The sequence below is a fragment of the Paenibacillus sp. P4_E11 genome, assembly GCF_056401635.1.
In genome coordinates, this window is the sequence record NZ_JBFUIX010000252.1 from 1 (window position 1) to 3,524 (window position 3,524).

The following is a 3,524-nucleotide window of genomic DNA, read 5'->3' on the forward strand; positions in this document are numbered from 1 at the left end:
GTCCGACGATTGCCTCAAGGTCTGGATACCGTAATCGGGGACCGAGCAGTCCGGCTCTCAGGAGGGGAACGACAGCGTATTGTGCTGGCAAGAGCGATTCTGCGACAGCCTTCGATCCTTGTGTTGGATGAAGCGACAAGTTCCTTGGATACGGAGAACGAAACTAAGATCCAAGAGGCGCTAGATCGGATTAAAGGAACGATGAGCATTATCGTAATCGCCCATCGTCTATCCACCATTCGGAATGCCGATCAAGTGATTGTGATGGAAGAGGGGAGAGTCATCCAGCAAGGTGGCTTTCAACAGCTTTCGAAGGAAGCGAAGGGGACGTTTAATAAGTTATTAATCCGACAAAATAACACAAAAAAACGCTTGACATGATACAATATGTATCATAAAGTAGGGGTACGGAGCAATTATGATACTAAAAGTATCATTTTCGACAAGGGGGACAAGCGAAAAACATGATTGGAACTGTGGAGCATAAGGAGTTAAAAGAGTTTGGCAAGGTTCTGAAGAAACGGCTATGGCTCATCGCTCTGTGTGTCATTATCGCATGTATTGCGACGGGAGGATATAGTTACTTCTTTATTAAGCCGGTCTATGAAGCCTCGTCTAAGCTAGTTATGAAGCATTCGAGGGATAACGGTAATTTGATTAAGCAGCTAGATATTAATGAAGTGAATCTTAATCTCCTGTTGGTCAATACCTACAAAGATATTATTAAGACCAATGCAGTCATGGATCGTGTCGTCGAGCGTTACCCGGAGTTAGGGTTAACGGCGGAACAACTAATTGGAAGAACTCATGTCAGTTCGATCAATGACACCCAAGTTATGACGTTATCCATACGCGATTATTCCATGGCTAATGCCATCAACACGGTAAATGCAATAGCAGCCGTATTTAAAGAAGCGGTTCCGAGCATTATGAGTGTCGATAATGTAGAGATTCTAAGCAAAGCGAAGATCGCCTATAACGTTGCACCGAATCCTGTTGTTAACATTATGATCAGTTTTATCTTAGCTCTATTGATTTCAACAGGTGCCGTATTCCTAATCGAATACCTGGATGACTCGGTGAAGAGTGAAGCGGACATCTCAAGCATCCTCGGCGTGCCGACATTCGCCGTCGTGACCACGATAAGAAGGAAAGACTTGGTGCCGCTCCGTAGGAAATCAACAACCCGGAATATGGGAGGGGCTCCTGATGCGACACTCAACAGCTAAACAACCGCTCATTATGGATGTGAATCCCAAATCGTTCCTTGCAGAAGCCTATCGTGTAATCAGAACGAACATTGAATTCTCTTCCAGAGGTCCCAAATTGAAGACGATTGTCATTACGTCGGCACATCCACAGGAAGGGAAATCTACAACAGCGGCCAATACAGCAGTTGCCTTCGCGCAAGCTGGCAAACAAGTCCTGCTCATAGATGCCAACCTTAGTAAGCCGGCCATCCATCATATATTCAGCAAACCTAACCGCATCGGGCTTTCTGACATTCTTGCCCATTCATGCAATGTGAACGAGATGATTCAGGAAACACACATTAACCGTTTATCGATTATTACCTCGGGCCGAACACCACCCGATCCATCGGAGCTGCTCTCTTCTGATCGGTTAACGGAAGTACTGGATGAATTGAAAACGATATATGACATGATTATTATCGATACGCCGCCTGCCTTAACCGTTACGGATGCTCAAGTTATTGCTGCCAAATGTGATGGTGTCCTGCTAGTCGCTCATGTAGGTAAAGTCAATCGTCAATCCGTTACCAAGGTGAAGGTGAACTTGGATCATGTAAACGCCAGGTTGCTGGGAGTCATTCTTAATAACGCCAAGCGTACGAAAAGGGATAAGCAAGAGGTTGATTACAACGAGTAGAACATAAGAACGCCATGTGAAGTATGAATGCCTAGGTAATGTCTACTGCACCTTAATCACTGTAGGCACTCGGTCACGCTGTGGGTTGCAATAACCTTAGACGCCAAGTCGTCAGTGGTGTGATGTGAGGATGGGTTAGATGCCCAATCGTTTGTTTATTTAGAATTATGGGAGGATACGAAATGAAGAAAGTCAGAAAGGCAATCATACCTGCTGCTGGGCTAGGAACAAGATTTTTGCCGGCAACAAAAGCGATGCCCAAAGAAATGCTGCCCATCGTAGACAAGCCAACCATTCAATACATTGTGGAAGAAGCAGTCGCGTCCGGAATCGAAGATATCATTATTGTAACAGGACGCAGCAAAAAATCGATTGAAGATCATTTCGACAAAAACTATGAACTAGAGTTGAATCTGGAAAGCAAAAATAAGAACGAACTGTTGGATGTAGTGAACGGCGTTACGAATCTAGTAGATATACATTATGTTCGTCAGAAAGAAGCGCTTGGACTAGGTCATGCGGTCTGGTGTGCTCGCAAGTTTATTGGCAATGAGCCATTCGCTGTATTGCTGGGCGACATGATTATCGATAGTCAGGTACCTTGTCTGAAACAGATGATCGATGTGTACGAACAATCCAATGCTTCCAGCATTATTGCGGTCGAGCCTGTGGCTTGGGATGAAGTCCACAAGTACGGTGTGATTGATGCGAAGCCCATATCCGATCGGATACAACGCATTCACAATCTTGTTGAGAAGCCGAAGGCATATCCGCCATCTAACCTTGCCATCATTGGTCGCTACATCTTAAGCCCAGAAACGATGGATCTATTATCTGAAACCAAACCGGGTGTGGGAGGGGAGATCCAGTTGACGGATGCGCTGCAACAACTTGCCCAAATTCAGAAAATGTACAGTTACATTTGCGAAGGCAAGTTGTACGATGTGGGCAGCAAACTCGGATTCTTGAAAGCTACCGTTGAATATGCGATGAAGCACGAAGAGCTGCAAGAAGAGTTCGCGGAGTATTTCCTGGAGTTTATTCAAAGCCGGGTCCCGCTTAAAGCTATTATATAGTACCTGGAGAGGATTTCTGTATGAATCACCGTACGATTACTCTAACTCGTCCCACAGGACTGTATGTTCAAGTAGTCAAACCTATAATCGATTTTATAGCTGCCCTTGTGTTACTGATTGTACTCCTTCCTCTTATCCTCATTGTGTCGTTGTTAATCAGAATAGACTCCAAAGGTCCGATTATCTTCAAACAATCCAGGTATGGGAAAGATGGCAAAGTGTTCAAAATTTACAAATTTAGAAGTATGAGCGTAGGTGTTCCGCAAGAGGGTCGTTCGCCAGAGTCGGGTAATGATCCTCGGATCACACGAATGGGAAAAGTGTTGCGAAGAACAAGTCTCGATGAGATTCCTCAATTACTTAACATCTTAAATGGAGAGATGAGTTTCATCGGTCCTCGTCCGGAGCAGGAAACCATTGTACATAAGTATTATTCAGAAGCCGATTGCCAGCGGTTTATTGTCACGCCTGGAATTACGGGGTTGTGGCAGACGAGTCCGGACAGGAAGGCACCCATATATGAGAATTTGAATCATGATTTCAGATATATCCAATAAG

5 protein-coding genes are annotated in these 3,524 nt (G+C 44.7%); all 5 read left to right on the forward strand.

Annotated elements, in window-relative coordinates; translation table 11 throughout:
• On the forward strand, positions 1 to 381 hold a 381-nt coding region (locus AC1DWB_RS32275), incomplete at its 5' end, for an ATP-binding cassette domain-containing protein (protein ID WP_477545192.1).
• 83 nt (positions 382 to 464) lie between these two features.
• Positions 465 to 1,229, forward strand: coding sequence for a YveK family protein (locus tag AC1DWB_RS32280; RefSeq protein WP_477545193.1), 765 nt, complete (start codon positions 465 to 467; stop codon positions 1,227 to 1,229).
• Entirely contained in the window at positions 1,210 to 1,890 is a 681-nt protein-coding gene (locus AC1DWB_RS32285; RefSeq protein ID WP_477545194.1) for a CpsD/CapB family tyrosine-protein kinase, read from the forward strand. The genes AC1DWB_RS32280 and AC1DWB_RS32285 overlap by 20 nt, the downstream gene beginning before the upstream one ends.
• Before the next feature lie 182 nt (positions 1,891 to 2,072).
• The gene (gene galU / locus AC1DWB_RS32290; protein ID WP_477545195.1) at positions 2,073 to 2,966 is read left to right on the forward strand and encodes a UTP--glucose-1-phosphate uridylyltransferase GalU; all 894 of its coding nucleotides are present in this window, start codon (positions 2,073 to 2,075) and stop codon (positions 2,964 to 2,966) included.
• A 20-nt stretch (positions 2,967 to 2,986) separates the two neighbouring features.
• The gene (locus AC1DWB_RS32295) at positions 2,987 to 3,523 is read left to right on the forward strand and encodes a sugar transferase (protein ID WP_477545196.1); all 537 of its coding nucleotides are present in this window, start codon (positions 2,987 to 2,989) and stop codon (positions 3,521 to 3,523) included.
• Position 3,524 lies beyond the last annotated feature (1 nt).

Excerpts from the sequence above, each read along its gene's own strand:
- AC1DWB_RS32280 (WP_477545193.1), top strand. The coding sequence starts at position 465 with ATGATTGGAACTGTGGAGCATAAGGAGTTAAAAGAGTTTGGCAAGGTT.
- AC1DWB_RS32285 (WP_477545194.1), top strand. The coding sequence starts at position 1,210 with ATGCGACACTCAACAGCTAAACAACCGCTCATTATGGATGTGAATCCC.
- galU (WP_477545195.1), top strand. The coding sequence starts at position 2,073 with ATGAAGAAAGTCAGAAAGGCAATCATACCTGCTGCTGGGCTAGGAACA.
- AC1DWB_RS32295 (WP_477545196.1), top strand. The coding sequence starts at position 2,987 with ATGAATCACCGTACGATTACTCTAACTCGTCCCACAGGACTGTATGTT.